Raw genomic sequence first — 16,474 nt, forward strand, 5'->3', positions numbered from 1 at the left:
TTCTTAATCAATCCGTATTGAGATGTCCTTGTCACTTGATTCTTATTCTGCCAATGTATCTCATACACAAGGTCTTTATAATAAGTTTAAAAAGCAATTATACAACGCACAATGAACAATAGATTTCCAAAATTACCATCACAAGTTCCTCAACGCGGTTCAAAGTTGAGTCGAGCAGCGTTCAAACAGCTTTATCTTCGACAAGGCTGGTCTTTTGAAGGAGAATTTCCAAATTTTCCCAAAGCTGTCGCAATTGTGTCCCCCCATACATCAAATTATGATGGACTGTATGCCTTTCTCGCGATGCTTGGCATTGGCATTGAAGTCACAATCTTTGGAAAAGATAGTCTGTTCAAATCTCCACTCAAACATTTACTCAAATGGATCGGGGTGATTCCGGTAAAACGCGATACCCCCCAAGGCTTGACTCAACAAATTGTTCAAGCTATTCATAAACGAGATAGAATTTGGGTGGCAATGGCACCTGAAGGTACACGAAAAAGTGCTAAAAACATTCGCAGCGGTTTTTATCACATTGCCTTAGGTGCAAATATACCAGTGGTAATGTTTGCATTTGATTATGATCATAAAATCATTCGATGTTTAGGAAGCCTCGAAATGACGGGAGACTATGAATCTGATCTGCACAAAATATTAGAATATTATCGTGGAAAAATTTCTCCTAAAAATATGAATCGTTTAGCATTACCCTTTAAAGAACTTTTGTAAAAATGCTAGAAAAATAGACAGCAATCTGTTGAGATATGCCTAAAATTTTGACACTTTTTAGCAGATTAATGTCTATGTCATTGCTCCTCAATCTTCCCAAAATCAGCTTCATTGGCCTGAGTTTATTGGCGCTATCAGGCTGTAACTCTACTGTAAAAAATCCTACACAATCCACTCAAATTCAAGCACGCGAGCCAGTGATCGCTATTGCTCTAGGCGGTGGTGGTGCAAAAGGTTTTGCGCATATTGGTGTATTAAAGGTTTTAGAATCTCATGGTATAAAACCCAAAATTGTTACGGGTACAAGTGCTGGAAGTTTTGTCGGTAGTATTTATGCTTCAGGCAAATCTCCCTATCAACTACAGCAAATTGCACTTCAACTGAAAGAGTCCGATATTCGTGATTTAACTTTAAATCGACAGGGTGTGGTCCTCGGTCAAAAGCTCCAAGATTATGTCAATCGACAGGTTGGGAACAAACCGATTGAACTATTCCCGATTCGATTTGCTGCAGTTGCCACACGTTTAGATAATGGTAAACGCGCTGATTTCGTCAAAGGTAATACAGGTCAAGCCGTAAGAGCGTCATGTAGTATCCCTAACGTCTTTGTTCCAACAACGATTGGCAAAACCAAATATGTTGATGGTGGACTCGTGAGTCCAATTCCAGTTCAAACTGCCAAAAATATGGGTGCAGATATTGTGATAGCAGTTGATATTTCTGCACGCCCTGCAGGCAATAAGCCGATGAGCATGTGGGGACTGTTGGATCAAACGATTAATATTATGGGTCAACAAAGTATCAATACTGAACTCAATGCAGCTACAGTCGTGATTCAGCCAAAAGTTGGCCATTTAGGAACTTTGGATTTGAAAGCCAGCAATGAGGCAATACTTGAAGGTGAGAAAGCAGCGCAACTGAAAATTAAATCAATAGATACCGCAATTGCCAATTTCAAAAAATCTCCTGCTGCTTTCAAACCTGCACCAACAGCTCGCTTTTAAGCATTTTTTATAGGCTTCTCTGCCCTAGTCTGTTATCTTGATATAGATGTTTTCGTCTATAACAAGATAACGATTAGAGTAGATGTATGGACTTATTGATTGAACCTTGGCATTGGTTTGTATTAGGTATTTTGCTCATCCTGTCTGAGCTCATTTTACCGGCCTTTGCTGCACTGTGGTTTGGTATAGCTGCAGTCATTATTAGCATACTCGTGTGGCTATTTCCTTCTATGGGGCTTCCAACTCAAATTATTTTATGGGTTGTCCTATCGATTTCATGTACGGTGATTTGGTTTAAATTTATTAAACCACTTTCCGTTGATAAGACTAAAGCGGGTCTCTCACGTGAAGCGACAATCGGACAAGTTGGGATGGTGATTCAAATTGGTCATGAACCTGAATTGGTCAAAGTTCGTTTTCAGCTTCCAGTTCTCGGCTCTGACGAATGGAATTGCAGAACACTGAGCCCTGTTCAGGTCGGTGATCGTGTCAGAGTTACAGATATTTTAGGTAATGAGCTGGTCGTTCAAGCGCACAATAACCTCAATTCACCGTTATAAACAATAATTCTTAAAGGAGTAGAAATGTCTGGTTCAATTATTGCCATCGCATTTTTGGCATTCGTCGGGATCACTATTTTTAAAGGGGTTCGTATCGTTCCTCAAGGCTATAAATGGATCGTACAACGTCTGGGTAAATACCATACGACCTTAAGTCCAGGTCTAAACTTTGTGATTCCTTATGTTGATGAAGTCGCATATAAAGTCACAACAAAAGATATCGTTCTTGATATTCCATCTCAGGAAGTAATTACAAGAGATAACGCAGTTCTTTTAATGAACGCTGTTGCCTATATCAACATTACTACACCAGAAAAAGCAGTCTACGGTATCGAAAACTATACTTGGGCGATCCAAAACCTTGTCCAAACTTCTTTACGTTCAATCGTCGGTGAAATGGACTTGGATGATGCTTTATCTTCACGTGATCATATTAAAGCGAAGCTGAAAGCAGCAATTTCTGATGATATTTCAGATTGGGGAATTACGCTTAAAACGGTTGAAATCCAAGATATTCAACCATCAGGTACGATGCAATCCGCAATGGAAGCACAAGCCGCAGCTGAACGTCAGCGTCGTGCGACAGTGACACGTGCTGATGGTGAGAAACAAGCTGCGATTCTGGAAGCTGAAGGTCGTCTTGAAGCATCACGTCGTGATGCTGAGGCTCAAGTTGTACTCGCTGAAGCTTCAGAAAAAGCCATTAACATGGTTACCAATGCTGTAGGCGACAAAGAAATTCCTGTCGCTTATCTACTTGGTGAACAATATGTAAAAGCAATGCAGGATATGGCTAAATCTAATAATGCTAAAACTGTGGTATTGCCTGCTGACATCATGAATACGATTCGTGGGGTAATGGGTCGTAATAATCCTTAAATCGCTCAAACACTCTTCAAAATTTAAAAAGGCAGCTTCGGCTGCCTTTGTTATTGATATGACTCAAGATTCAATTCTTCAGCATTTATTTTAAATTTATGGTTAAATTTCGCATCCTGAAAGATTGCATGAAAACAATCTATCGTCTAACTGCATCATGGAAATTGTATGAGCACCTTTGATCCCACCTTAATCACTTTCTTGTTCTATATTGTCGCCATGGTCGTGATTGGTTTAATCGCGTATCGAGCGACCACGAACTTTTCAGATTATATTTTGGGTGGACGACGCTTGGGAAGTTTTGTAACAGCCCTTTCAGCTGGTGCTTCTGACATGAGTGGCTGGTTACTTATGGGTTTGCCAGGTGCTATTTATCTTTCCGGTCTATCAGAAATGTGGATTGCAATTGGTTTAATTATTGGTGCATGGCTCAACTGGCTGTTAGTGGCAGGACGTCTCAGAGTTCATACTGAAGTTCAACACAATGCCCTTACACTCCCAGATTACTTTTCCAATCGTTTTAATGATCAGAAAAAAATTCTACGAATCGTTTCTGCATTTGTCATTTTAATCTTCTTTGCCATTTATTGTGCTTCAGGCATGGTGGCAGGCGCTCGATTATTTGAAAGTATGTTTGATCTTTCTTACAGCACTGCCCTTTGGATTAGTGCAATTGCAACGATCAGTTACGTTTTTATTGGTGGGTTCTTAGCTGTTTCTTGGACAGACACCATCCAAGCGGGATTAATGATTTTTGCCTTATTGCTTACCCCCATCGTGGCTTTACTGACTTTTTCCGATTTATCTCAAGTGAATCTAGCACTTGAAGCAGCGCGACCAGAAGCAAGCAGTTTAATGGGTAACTTAAGTACCGTCGCAATTATTTCATTACTGGCTTGGGGTTTAGGCTATTTCGGACAACCTCATATTCTCGTACGTTTTATGGCTGCTGATTCAGTTAAATCGATTCCTAATGCTCGTCGTATTGGTATGACTTGGATGATTCTGTGCCTTGGTGGTGCAGTGGCTGCTGGATATGTCGGTATTGCTTATTTTCAGCAAAATCCACAGTTCGCTAATATTGTGAATGCTAACCCTGAAACTGTATTTATGGAGTTAACGAAAGTTCTATTTAACCCATGGATCGCAGGCATCGTATTAGCTGCAATTCTAGCTGCGGTAATGAGTACATTGAGTTGTCAACTTCTTGTATGTTCAAGCACATTAACCGAAGATTTTTATAAATCTTTCATTCGTAAAACTGCTTCTCAAAAAGAACTGGTTTGGGTGGGTCGCTTGATGGTGCTACTGATAGCTTTACTTGCGATTGTTTTAGCGTCAAACCCTGAATCTAAAGTACTTGGTCTAGTTGCCTACGCTTGGGCAGGCTTTGGGGCAGCATTTGGCCCGCTCATTATTCTGTCTTTATTCTGGAAACGCATGACATTAAATGGCGCTTTGGCGGGGATGATCATTGGTGCAGTGACCGTTATTGTATGGAAAAATATTTGGGCTGATACTGGAATCTATGAAATCATTCCTGGCTTTATTTGCTCCCTCATCGTAATCATTGTTGTGAGTTTATTAGGTAAGCAACCGACCTCAGATGTTACTGACCGATTTGACGAAGCAGACCGATTATATAAAGCGACAAAATAACAAATGAAAAGAGGACTTTCAGTCCTCTTTTATTTTAACTTTTTCGAGCAAGTAAAAAAGCTGAAATCTGCTTAAGTTCAGATGCCGAATCACCAAAATAATCTAAAGCACTAATGGCTTGCTGATGAAGCTTATTTGCATATTCTTTTGCAGCATCTAAGCCCAATAAAGCTGGGTATGTTGATTTATCGACAAGTTCATCTTTTCCAGCGGTCTTTCCAAGCGTTTCAGTATCCGAAACTATATCTAAAATATCATCTTGTACTTGAAATGCTAAACCTAATGCCTGACCAAATTCACGCAATTTCGGTATTCCTGCATCTACACCGTCCATCACTGTCACTGCTGACATCATGATTGCGGCCTGAATCAGTGCACCAGTTTTATTACGATGAATATTTTCCAATGCTTCCTGATCAATTTTCTTGCCTTCCGCTTGCAAATCTAGGACTTGACCACAAACCATCTTAGAAGATGATGTCGCCAATATCTGCATTTGCTTCAACACAATAGAAGGATCTACAGTGACTTGTGTATCAAAAAGGCGACTTCCTAAAACCTCAAATGCCATCGACTGCAAGATATCTCCCGCAAGTAGTGCTGTATCTTCACCATATGCAACATGACAAGTTGGTTGACCACGACGCAACAAATCATTATCCATACATGGTAAGTCGTCATGAGCAAGTGAATAGCAATGAATTAACTCGACTGCAACTGCTGCACGTCGCACAGCAGCAAAATTTTTATGATCTTCACTTAATTCTGCTGTTGCATACGCTAAAGCTGGACGAACCCGTTTTCCACCTAACATGACTGCATGATTTACAGCACTTTTCAATGGCTCTGGAATGAAAAATGCATCTAGGGCAATTTTCAGATCCTGTTGGATTTGCTGTTGAGCACGTTGTAATACTTCACTATTCACAGAGATATGTACTGTCACTGCCGTCTTTGAACCTCAAGTTATACCGTTTCATGTCGGTATATATAAAATTGTCCTTATTCTACAACCAATTGTGATTGCTACAAAACACAATGCTGATTTGTTTTATTTAGTGATAGTTTAAATGAAGAGTGACTATTCATCTAACACATGAATCGAGTTTCGACCCAATACATGTGCAATGTCAACAGCACGATCTAAGGTTTCTAATATTTGCTTTTCTGAGTACATTTTCTGGCAATTAGGATGAAAAATCCCAATCGCACACGTGAGTACCTCATCCTCTTGAGGATCGAAATAAATTTTTTCACGGACCAATGTTTGTTTTAGGCGTTCAGCAATGGTGAGAATTTTCCAAGGAGTCGATTCTTGAATCACCAAGATAAAACTTGCAGAATTCAAACGATAGACTTCTGCTAAATCTTGATTCAACTCCTCTTTAATCAGAGATCCAATACGACTCAGAATTTCATCGCCAATGGTATAACTATTGAGCTGATTAAACTTTTTAAAATTTTCGACTTCAAACTTGATAAAAGAATAATTCTTCCGATCTTGAATAAGGAAGCGATCTTTTAAAAACTGTTCAAATGCCAGCTTATTGTTCATCCCAGTCACAGGGTCCAAATATAGCTCTTCAAACAACCTTTTATTATTTTGGATCAAGACACGTTCACGTCTTTTTAATTTTGTTATATCTGCACATACGATCAACACGCAATCCAAAGAGGATGATTTATCTCTTAAAGCACTAAAATAAATTTGAAAAAAATGCCCTTTTGAATAGAACTCATTTTCAATTTTGTATAAGCGTGAATCATGTCGAAACAATTGCAGCGCATCTTGAAATAATTGGTAAACCGTCGTTGATACGAAACCTAATTTCTTTCCGAGTAAATAGAGTGCATCACTCTCATAGATATCAGCAAATAATTGATTTGCACTAATAAATACACCATCATGCTGAACTAGCGCCACAGGCACAGGGATTTTGGCAATCACAGATACCAAATCTAATTTATTTGTAGCATGAATTTGGTTTAGAAACTCTTGATCAATCTTGGGCGTATCCTGCTCAAAATTATTATCCTTCTTCATTGGTCTTTCTCATTTTAATTATTCGTGGAGCGAAGGCTATTCAGCAACTTAATTCTATGAATTCGGTGAATATAATCACGTTGACTTATTTCCTTAATATAACATGTCAAAATTGTCATAGTCTCAATTATTTATGAGTGAATCGTACTGTTAGTAATGCTTTCCGGCTAATTTAGTATACTTATCACATATTTTAAGCGCGTAAAAAAACCACTCGAAAGTGGTTTTTTTATCTTAAAACGTATCGCCAGGAATTCGCACCCATCCTTCCATGAGTACTCGAGCACTGCGACTCATAATGGCCTTTTTTACAGTCCATTGGTCATTAATTTTCTCCGCTTCAGCGCCCACTCTGAGTGTTCCAGAAGGATGCCCAAATCTGACTGATTTTTTTTCACCACCACCTGAGGCTAAATTGACTAATGTTCCAGGAATTGCAGCGGCGGTTCCAATCGCTACAGCTGCGGTTCCCATCATGGCATGGTGTAGTTTACCCATAGATAAAGCACGAACCGTCAAGTCGATCTCATCAGCGTGTACTGCTTTTCCGCTAGATGAGATGTAATTTTTAGGCGCAGATACAAATGCAATTTTAGGTGTATGCTGACGTTGAACCGCTTCATCAATATGCTGAATAATACCCATCTTTACAGCACCATAAGCACGAATTTTTTCAAACTTGACCAAGGCCTCGACATCATTATTGATATGATCCTGAAGTTCAGTTCCTTCATACCCTAAGTCTGAAGCACACATAAAAATAGTTGGAATACCCGCATTAATCAGCGTCACCTGAAAGCGACCAATATCTGGGACTTCCAGCTCATCAACCACATTTCCTGTGGGAAACATGGCAGCCCCATCCTCTCCATCATCTGCGGGATCTAAAAATTCTATTTGCACCTCTGCAGCTGGAAATGTTACCCCATCAAGCTCGAAATCACCTGTTTCCTGAACCTGACCATTTGTGATTGGGACATGCGCAATAATCGTTTTCTGAATATTGACCTGCCAAATCTTTACCGTACAAATTCCATTCTCTGGGATCTTTTCTGCACTCACGAGACCATTTGAAATCGCAAATGAGCCTACAGCAGCCGTAAGATTGCCACAATTACCACTCCAATCGACGAATGGTCGATCAATTGCAACCTGTCCAAAAAGATAATCTACATCATGATCAGATTGAGCGCTTTTAGAGAGAATGACTGTCTTACTGGTACTAGATGAAGCACCACCCATTCCATCAATTTGTTTGCCATAAGGATCAGGGCTTCCTATCACACGTAATAAGATTTGATCTCTTGCTTTACCTGGAACTTGAGCTTCTTTGGGTAAATCATTTAAGTTAAAGAAAACACCTTTACTCGTTCCTCCACGCATATAAGTGGCTGGAATTTTAATTTGTGGTGTTGAACTCATAGCTCATTCCTTCTCTTTTTTAATATTTGTTATCAATCGTGATTTTTAGTTCAACACAGTATAAATGATTTTTTATGTGGACATGAGCACTTAACACTATGGTATGAATTTCCATCAATTACGATAGATTAAATTTAATTCACTCTAACAAAAATAAACTCTAATAAAATTAAATGATTGATTAAAAAATAATTAAATCATTTTTCTATAATAATTTTATTTTATTTAAATCATAAAAAACATTCATGAACGCTGACGTACTAGGCTAATGCAATTTGATCTATTACAATCTTGTAACTTATTTCAATCGTCGGGCTGAATACTTTGAATAACAAGTCTTCACAACTTCAGCGTGGCTTAAAGAATCGTCATATCCAATTAATCGCTATGGGTGGTGCAATTGGTACAGGCTTATTTTTAGGTTCCGCACACGTGATCCAATCTGCCGGCCCATCTATTATTTTGGGTTATGCAATTGGTGGTTTAATCGCTTTTTTAATTATGCGCCAATTAGGTGAAATGATTGTTCATGAACCTGTTGCAGGATCATTTAGTCATTTTGCAAATAAATATTGGGGTAAGTTTCCTGGATTCCTAGCAGGTTGGAACTATTGGATTCTTTATATTTTGGTCGCGATGACCGAATTAACAGCTGTTGCAAAATATATTAACTATTGGTGGCCTCACATTCCTGCTTGGTCATCAGTTCTTTTCTTCTTTATTATCATTACCTTAGTTAACCTCTGTAATGTTAAATTTTATGGAGAATCAGAGTTTTGGCTGTCTATTATTAAAGTAGCAGCTGTCGTGTCGATGATTATCTTCGGTTTATTCTTGTTGTTTACAGCAGGATCTGACTCTACTGCATCATTCAGTAATCTTTGGACTCACGGTGGTTTCTTCCCTCATGGATTCGAAGGTTTATTCTTCATGTTGGCATTCCTGATGTTCGCCTTTGGTGGTATTGAACTGATTGGTATGGCGGCAGCTGAGGCTGAAAATCCAGAGAAAACGATTCCTAAAGCAATTAATCAAGTTGTTTTCCGTATTCTGATTTTCTATGTTGGGTCGCTTACAATTCTTCTTTCTTTAGTTCCATGGAATCAACTGCAACTTGGTGGTCTAGATAAAAGCCCATTCGTAATGATCTTCAGTCAACTGGGTATTGATTGGGCTGCTCACCTGCTCAACTTTATTATTTTGACTGCTGCGCTATCGGTATATAACAGTGGAATGTACGCGAATAGCCGTATGCTTTTTGGTTTAGCAAAACAAGGTAATGCCCCTAAAATTTTTGAAAAAACCAATAAACAAGGTGTACCTGTTCCAGCGGTATTGTTGTCAGCGGTGTTAATTTTCGGATGTGTTTTATTAAACTATTTTGCACCTGAAGATGCTTTAAGTAATTTAATTTATATTGTTGTTGGTGCTCTAGTACTTAACTGGGCGATGATTGCGTTGACTCACTTGAAATTTAAACAAGCGATGAAACTATCAAATACCACTTCAAAATTTCCTGCTCTATGGTCACCAGCCAGTAACTATTTGGTTCTTGGGTTTATTATTGTCGTGCTTTACATCATGTGGACTCAGGGCTTAAGCGGTGCTGTGATCATGATTCCGATCTGGATTATCCTGATGTTGGTATTATTTAAATTACTTTACCGAAAATAGTAAGACGCATTAAAAAAGTTATTGCTAAGCAATAACTTTTTTTCAAAAATTTTTTGATCAGATTAGTATGCGTCCTTAGCTTAACTGGATAGAGCAGTTGCCTCCTAAGTGACCGGCGTGGGTTCGAGTCCCGCAGGGCGCACCATTTTCTTAGATTAATACACTTATCAACAAATTGACCCAAAATAAAAAAAATAATGTCATTTCAGTCAAATTTTTGTTGCATCTCATTACCTTTATGATATGTTGTTTGTAGAGCAAAAAATAAACATTTAAGCATAAATCGTTTATTTATCAGCTCTTAAGGAAATAACTAAAAAAATTCTATTAAATTAAAAATTCAAATTATCTAAGGATAGATAACATGAAATTAAAAACCATCAGTGCATCTGTATTATTTGCTTTATTACCGATTTCTGGGGCTTATGCAGCCGCTATGGATCGCTCAGGTCAATCGATAGGAGCATTTTTACAACCAAATAACTACTTTGAAGCAGGTATCTCCATTATTGACCCTGATGTATCTGGAAAAAATCAATTGGGTCCAATTAGTGATATGGGTGATGATTATTATTTTCCAAGCGCAGCTTTGAAATTACAACTTAACGAAAATTTCTCTTTCGGTATTCTATATGATCAGCCATTTGGGGCATCTGCAACTTATACAGATGGTATGATTCCTGATGATGGAGCCTTAGGTAATCGGCCACTTGCAGGCACTAATGTAAAAGTTAATTCAAATAATATTACTGCTCTTTTCGGCTTTCAACCTAATGAACAATGGAACTTTTATGCAGGCGGTGTATATCAAGATGTGAGAGGCAACTTAACACTGTCTAGTATTGGTTATAATTCAACTTTTAAACGTGATGAAGGCTACGGTTGGTTAGCAGGAGCAGCTTTTCAAATACCAGAAATTGCATTAAAAGTGTCTTTGACTTATAGATCTGAAATTGATCATGAGCTTGACACTACTGAAAATTCAAATTTAGTCGTTGGTGTAATTAACAATCAAGTTGCAACAATTGATGGACTTGTGGCATTAGCAAACGGGACACTTACATTTGAGCAAGTGGTAAGTTCTCTGCCTATTTCTGCAGAAGATAAAGCTCAAGCATTAGCAGCAAATAGTTTACGAAACAAGTTACTTAATTCTGATTCAGAAAAAACTAAAATCTCCACACCTCAATCCGTTAATTTAGATTTCCAAACTGGCATTATGGCCAATACAGTTGCTTTTGCAAATGTACGATGGGTCGAATGGGGTGGCTATGGTATAGATATTGATAAATTTGGAAGTATTACCCAATTATTATCAGGCCAACGACAAAATATTATCGATTATGATAAAGACCAATGGTCTGCCACAGTTGGTGTTGGGCGAAAAATTAATGAAAAATGGGGTGGTGCTATTTCTGCCGGTTGGGATTCAGGTGCTGGTAATCCTGTAACTGCACTTGGTCCAACTGAAGGTTATTGGAATGTCGGATTAAGTGCACAGTTTAGCCCTACTCCAGCAACTTTTATCGGTGGAGGCGTCAAATATTTTTGGTTAGGAGATGCTGAAGCTCGTTCTGTTGGCAAATATGTCGGTAATTTTGAAGATAACAATGCTTGGGCATATGGTTTAAAAATGGGTTATCGTTTCTAAATGCCATTTATTTTTCAAAAGAGCACTTTAGTGCTCTTTTTTTATTTAATCATGAATACCGTTGACTGACTGTATAGTTCATTTATAAATTAACGATAAGATAGTATGACTCAAAATTAAATAATTCATAAATTCAATAATTTATATAAAAATAAAATTCCTATTATTTTTATCAGAATTAAAATTCAATTATAAATTTATTTCCTTAGAGTATTTACTCTGATTCTTAATGTGTTATTTTGTGAATATATGATTTAGGATCAGTTTAAGATAACTAATCCTCAATTCAATTGGAAAATACAAAATAATTCATTGAAGAAGATCAGGGAAAATTCAAGTGAAATTAACAAAATTATCAGCTGCTGTATTATTTGGTTTAGCATCATCAGGTTCTTTTGCTGCTGCTTTAGATCGTTCTGGACAATCTATTTCATCATTCCTTCAACCAGGAAATTACTTTGAAGCAGGTATCTCAATTTTAGATCCATCAGTATCAGGTAAAGAAACTGTTGGATTAGAAAGAAATATTGATGATATGGCTGGCGATTATTATTTCCCTTCAGCTGCTTTAAAATTGCAATTAAATGACAATTTTTCATTTGGCTTAATCTACGATCAACCATTTGGAGCTGATGCAACCTATCATGGGGAAAACAATTTTGTTGCAGCACCAACTGATACTATTCTTACTGGTCTACCATTACAAACAGGTTTGTTAGGTGCTTCTGCCCCAACAGGAAGTACATCTGTAGAAGTAGATACACAAAACTTATCTATGATTTTTGGTTTTCAGCCAAATGAGAATATTAATTTATATGCTGGTCCTGCATACCAATCAATCAAGGGTAATGTAAGTCTTCGCGGTCAAGCTTATAGTGTATTTAATGGCTATGATGCAAATATTAGTGAAGATTATGCATGGGGTTGGTTAGCTGGTGCAGCATATCAAATTCCAGAGATTGCATTAAAAGCCTCAATCACTTATCGCTCTGAAATCGATCATAAATTTAAAGCTGACGAAAATATTGCTTTAGCAGCTGCTGCACCCTTATTAGCTGGTTCAGGTGCAGTACCCGCTCCTCTTTTACCAGCTTTAACAGGCTTCGCTGCGGCAAATAATGCTGAAGGAAGTACAAAAATTACTACTCCTCAGTCTGTTAACATTGATTTTCAATCAGGCATTATGGAAAACACTGTTGCATTTGCAAATTTACGTTGGGTTGATTGGTCTAGTTTCTCAATTCAACCCTACAAATTTGGTGTAGCTTCACAAGCTGTAGGTGGTCTAGTAAACCGTCCTAACGGTTTTAACTTAGTTGAATATGCTGATGACCAAATTTCTGCAACCGTAGGTGTTGGCAGAAAATTAAGTGAACAATGGGCAGGTAATGTCTCAGTTGGCTGGGATTCTGGTGCCGGAAATCCTGTATCAACACTTGGTCCTACCGAAGGTTATTGGAATGTGGGCTTAGGTCTTCAATATAGCCCTACCCCCGCTACGTTTATCGCAGGTGGTGTTAAATACTTCTGGTTAGGTGATGCTAAGGCTCAAACTGGGGCTCAAGCTGGTGGGAATGAATACGTTGCAGAATTTAAAGACAATGACGCTTTAGCTTACGGTCTTAAAATCGGCTATAAATTCTAATCATTCGTCAATAAAAAAGACCACATGATTGTGGTCTTTTTTTATTTTTATACAAGTATAAATTAATTGTTTGTTATATCATCATTTAAAATAAAAAAACGACACAAACTACAATTCCTTTTTTGCTCAATAATACTTTTTAAAAACATGGACATAATTATTTAATCTCATAACTTGATAATGAAGCAATATAAATTTGATTATATTTCAATCATTTCCGAGTATTTACTCTTTTTTTATTTATGTTATTTTTCATGCAATTTTTTCGCCATATGGCATTCATGGATGAACATCATGAAATTTAAAGTACTTTCATACTCAGTCTTATTATCTACACTCCCATTAACTTCAATTTACGCCGCAGGATTAGATCGTTCAGGTCAGTCGATTTCAGCATTTCTCCAATCAGGTAATTATGCAGAAGCTGGCATTTCTGTTTTAGATCCTACCGTTAAAGGTTCTTCCACAGTGATTAATAAAATCACTGGTCAGGATTTAACAGGCGAAAAAATTATCGATATGGGCAGTGATTATTATTTTGTAAACACTGCTCTTAAACTACAGATTACTGACCAAGTTTCTTTAGGATTAATTTACGATCAGCCTTTTGGTGCAGATGCATTATACGATGCTAAAAATCAATCATTTGGCAATAGTTTAAGTGGTACATCAGTTGAAGTTAAGACACAAAATTTAACTGCACTCATTGGCTATCAACCCACTGAAAATTGGAATTTTTATGCTGGTCCAGTATGGCAAACAGTTGAAGCTGATATCAATTTAAAAGGTAGTGCATACCAAGTCTTAAATGGCTATAACATCCATGTAGACCAAAAAGAAGCTTATGGCTGGATTGCAGGTACTGCATACCAAATTCCAAAAATTGCATTAAAAGCATCTATCACTTATCGCTCTGAGATTAAACACAAAGCTCAGTCGAATGAAACCTCGCTCCTTCCACTTTACGCCGATGCATTAAAAAAGCCTGAGTTTAATAGATTAGATAAGATCGCTGCAGTAACTGAAGCAGTTACTCCACAATCTGTAAATATTGATTTACAGTCTGGAATTGCAACAAACACTTTGGCGTTTGCTAACCTGCGTTGGGTTCATTGGGATCAATTTACGGTTACACCTAAATTACTTGGATTAGTTGGACAGGACCTCATTTCGTATTCCGATGATCAGTACTCTGCAACCTTAGGTGTTGCACATAAATTTAATGATCAATGGGCAGCAACCACAACTGTAGGCTATGACTCTGGAGCTGGAAACCCTGTAACCACTTTAGGTCCAACTGAAGGTTATTGGAGTGTAGGCTTAGGTGGTCAATTCAACCCATCACAGCAAAGCTTTATTCAAGCTGGTGTTAAATATTTCTGGTTAGGCGATGCAACTGCACAAACGGGTGGCATAAATGTTGGAGAATTCAGCAACAATTATGCATTAGGTTATGGCATGAAAATCGGGTATCGATTCTAACAATTGTTATAAGAAAAGGACGCTAAAGCGTCCTTTTTTCAAAGTAATAATTTAAGCTGGAATATCACGAACAGAAGCGTTGCGAATCGCTTCTTTCAATGCAGCATAACCATTAATCGCAGGAAATTGTGGGAATTCTGCAATTACATTATCTGGCGCATCAAATAAGAAACCTTGATCTGCTTCACCGAGCATCGTGGTATCGTTATACGAGTCGCCTGCAGCAATTACACGGAAATTTAAACCGTGTAAAGCTTGCACTGCTTTACGTTTTTGATCAGGTTGACGTAGTTTATAATTTGTAATCATACCATTTTCGTCAGTTTCTAATTTGTGACAGAAAATCGTAGGCCAACCTAACTGCTTCATCAATGGATGAGCAAATTCATAGAATGTGTCAGATAAAATGATGAGTTGGAAATGAGTACGTACCCACTCGACAAACTCCTTAGCGCCTTCAAACGGTCCCATATCTGCAATAACAGCTTGAATGTCATTTAAACCTAAACCATGTTGTTTAAGAATATTTAAACGCTGAGTCATGAGCACATCGTAGTCTGGAATATCTCGAGTTGTTGCTTCAAGCTCTTTAATTCCTGTTTTTTTTGCAAAATTAATCCAAATTTCAGGAACCAAAACGCCTTCAAGATCTAGACAAACGATTTCCATGATACTGCCCTCAGCATTAATAAAATTTGCAATATCATAGCCGAAGATTGTTGAATATCGATGTAATTTTTTAAATCTATTTTATTCATAAGTATTTATTTTTATTTCATAAGATAAATCTCTTAATTCAACTAAAATATACATCAAATATTTTAATATAGGACTTGTTGTTTCCAAGCCTATATCGCCAGGATTCTCATGACTACCATTCCAAGCATAGATTTAATTGATGCACTTGCATCAGAGTATGAAGATAAATCCCCTTCGGAAATTATAGCCTTAGCTTTAAATCAAACAGGTGAAATTGCCATTTCATTTTCAGGTGCTGAAGATGTTGTATTGATTGATATGGCTGCAAATTTAGGTAAACCTTTTCGCGTGTTTAGTCTTGATACAGGTCGCTTGCATTCAGAAACTTATCAATTTATTGAGACTGTTCGTAAGCACTATAATATCAACATTGAAATATGTTTCCCAGAAGCTGAAGCTGTTCAGAATCTGGTCAACGAAAAAGGACTGTTTAGCTTTTATCAAGATGATCATAAAGAGTGTTGTGGTATCCGTAAGGTTCAACCTCTTCGTAAAAAGTTAGCAACACTTGATGGTTGGATCACGGGTCAACGTAAAGATCAAAGTCCGGGTACACGTACTGAAATTCCAGTGATTCAAGCTGATCTAGGTTTTTCAGGTGAAGGTAAACAACTCATTAAATACAACCCTTTGGCGAATTGGACGAGTGCTGACGTTTGGAATTATATTCGCATGATGGAAATTCCATATAATCCATTGCATGAAAAAGGTTTTATTTCAATTGGATGTGAACCATGCACGCGTCCAGTACTTCCAAATCAGCACGAGCGTGAAGGTCGTTGGTGGTGGGAAGAAGCAACGCATAAAGAATGTGGTTTACATTCAGGTAATTTAAAAAAGTAAAAACTGTCTCACAAAGTTTTAAGCCACTGATTTAAAGTGGCTTTTTTGTACTGACCATTCATTAAAAAAATTTATGCCCCCTCCAACAAATACGTCTATACTGATCTCTTGGATTGATAATTC

14 protein-coding genes and 1 tRNA gene are annotated in these 16,474 nt (G+C 37.6%); 11 read left to right on the top strand and 4 right to left on the bottom strand.

Going from position 1 to position 16,474, the window contains the following annotated elements:
• Positions 1 to 111 precede the first annotated feature (111 nt).
• The 5 genes from AC1M86_RS08070 (at position 112) to putP (ending at position 4,831) form a co-directional block, all read left to right on the top strand.
• Positions 112 to 729 (top strand): lysophospholipid acyltransferase family protein, encoded by a 618-nt coding sequence (locus tag AC1M86_RS08070; RefSeq protein ID WP_481590503.1) that lies wholly within the window; start codon positions 112 to 114, stop codon positions 727 to 729.
• A gap of 74 nt (positions 730 to 803) precedes the next feature.
• Positions 804 to 1,733: a patatin-like phospholipase family protein gene (locus AC1M86_RS08075; RefSeq protein ID WP_481595096.1), complete on the top strand. Its 930-nt coding sequence runs from the start codon at positions 804 to 806 to the stop codon at positions 1,731 to 1,733.
• An 86-nt stretch (positions 1,734 to 1,819) separates the two neighbouring features.
• Positions 1,820 to 2,293: an NfeD family protein gene (locus AC1M86_RS08080; RefSeq protein WP_481607710.1), complete on the top strand. Its 474-nt coding sequence runs from the start codon at positions 1,820 to 1,822 to the stop codon at positions 2,291 to 2,293.
• Between the two features lie 24 nt (positions 2,294 to 2,317).
• The gene (locus AC1M86_RS08085; RefSeq protein WP_035268029.1) at positions 2,318 to 3,172 is read left to right on the top strand and encodes an SPFH domain-containing protein; all 855 of its coding nucleotides are present in this window, start codon (positions 2,318 to 2,320) and stop codon (positions 3,170 to 3,172) included.
• A 168-nt stretch (positions 3,173 to 3,340) separates the two neighbouring features.
• A complete protein-coding gene (putP, locus tag AC1M86_RS08090; RefSeq protein WP_481607711.1) occupies positions 3,341 to 4,831 on the top strand; it encodes a sodium/proline symporter PutP in 1,491 nt (496 codons plus the stop codon).
• A gap of 34 nt (positions 4,832 to 4,865) precedes the next feature.
• On the opposite strand, the gene AC1M86_RS08095 is transcribed toward putP, so the two are convergent.
• The 3 genes from AC1M86_RS08095 to prpF all read right to left on the bottom strand — a co-directional run bounded on the left by AC1M86_RS08095 (position 4,866) and on the right by prpF (position 8,297).
• Positions 4,866 to 5,777, bottom strand: a complete 912-nt coding sequence (locus AC1M86_RS08095; protein WP_481607712.1) for a polyprenyl synthetase family protein — start codon at positions 5,775 to 5,777, stop codon at positions 4,866 to 4,868.
• 135 nt (positions 5,778 to 5,912) lie between these two features.
• Entirely contained in the window at positions 5,913 to 6,875 is a 963-nt protein-coding gene (locus tag AC1M86_RS08100; protein ID WP_481607713.1) for a GGDEF domain-containing protein, read from the bottom strand.
• Between the two features lie 234 nt (positions 6,876 to 7,109).
• Positions 7,110 to 8,297 carry a 2-methylaconitate cis-trans isomerase PrpF gene (gene prpF / locus AC1M86_RS08105; protein ID WP_092767005.1) on the bottom strand — a complete coding sequence of 396 codons (1,188 nt, stop codon included), beginning with the start codon at positions 8,295 to 8,297 and terminating at the stop codon, positions 7,110 to 7,112.
• Between the two features lie 324 nt (positions 8,298 to 8,621).
• Between prpF and AC1M86_RS08110 the strand changes: the two genes are divergently transcribed.
• The 5 genes from AC1M86_RS08110 to AC1M86_RS08130 all read left to right on the top strand — a co-directional run bounded on the left by AC1M86_RS08110 (position 8,622) and on the right by AC1M86_RS08130 (position 14,749).
• On the top strand, positions 8,622 to 9,971 hold the full coding sequence (locus tag AC1M86_RS08110) for an amino acid permease (RefSeq protein WP_092767004.1): 1,350 nt from the start codon (positions 8,622 to 8,624) through the stop codon (positions 9,969 to 9,971).
• 69 nt (positions 9,972 to 10,040) lie between these two features.
• A tRNA-Arg gene (locus tag AC1M86_RS08115) sits at positions 10,041 to 10,116 on the top strand.
• Positions 10,117 to 10,335: 219 nt separating this feature from the next.
• On the top strand, positions 10,336 to 11,622 hold the full coding sequence (locus AC1M86_RS08120) for an OmpP1/FadL family transporter (protein WP_179998572.1): 1,287 nt from the start codon (positions 10,336 to 10,338) through the stop codon (positions 11,620 to 11,622).
• 337 nt (positions 11,623 to 11,959) lie between these two features.
• Positions 11,960 to 13,267: an OmpP1/FadL family transporter gene (locus AC1M86_RS08125; protein ID WP_481596301.1), complete on the top strand. Its 1,308-nt coding sequence runs from the start codon at positions 11,960 to 11,962 to the stop codon at positions 13,265 to 13,267.
• A 294-nt stretch (positions 13,268 to 13,561) separates the two neighbouring features.
• Positions 13,562 to 14,749, top strand: coding sequence for an OmpP1/FadL family transporter (locus tag AC1M86_RS08130; protein ID WP_481607714.1), 1,188 nt, complete (start codon positions 13,562 to 13,564; stop codon positions 14,747 to 14,749).
• Between the two features lie 51 nt (positions 14,750 to 14,800).
• Here the strand turns inward: AC1M86_RS08130 and thrH are convergent, their stop codons facing one another.
• Positions 14,801 to 15,418: a bifunctional phosphoserine phosphatase/homoserine phosphotransferase ThrH gene (gene thrH / locus AC1M86_RS08135; RefSeq protein ID WP_035269809.1), complete on the bottom strand. Its 618-nt coding sequence runs from the start codon at positions 15,416 to 15,418 to the stop codon at positions 14,801 to 14,803.
• A 198-nt stretch (positions 15,419 to 15,616) separates the two neighbouring features.
• Between thrH and AC1M86_RS08140 the strand changes: the two genes are divergently transcribed.
• Positions 15,617 to 16,351 (top strand): phosphoadenylyl-sulfate reductase, encoded by a 735-nt coding sequence (locus AC1M86_RS08140; RefSeq protein ID WP_035269807.1) that lies wholly within the window; start codon positions 15,617 to 15,619, stop codon positions 16,349 to 16,351.
• Positions 16,352 to 16,474: the final 123 nt, after the last annotated feature.

Source organism: Acinetobacter sp. ANC_7654, from assembly GCF_056779855.1.